General features: G+C 69.5%; 1 pseudogene. It reads right to left on the reverse strand.

What is annotated here, in order from left to right:
* Positions 1–246, reverse strand: a pseudogene (locus tag ACSNOC_RS28005) (hypothetical protein); the annotation flags it as partial.

Consider the following 246-nt stretch of genomic DNA (forward strand, 5'->3'; position numbering starts at 1 on the left):
GTACATGCCGTTCGCCGCGAGCTGCGAGAACTCGAGGAAGGCGCGCCCGGATCGAGCAGTTGCGCGATGCGGTCGCGCGGCAGCAGCTTGCCGCGCGACAGGTGCTTGTCGCGCGCGGCCTGGCCGCCGCCTTGCGCGAGCTGTTCGATCTTCGCGCGCAGGTCGGCGACGACCGCCTCGAGCGCGGCGGCATTCGCGCGGAAGTCTTCCGAGCGCGGGTTCAGTTTCGATTCGATGATCGGCATC

This window comes from Streptomyces sp. URMC 129 (assembly GCF_051386415.1).
In the GTDB taxonomy this organism is placed as follows: domain Bacteria; phylum Actinomycetota; class Actinomycetes; order Streptomycetales; family Streptomycetaceae; genus Streptomyces.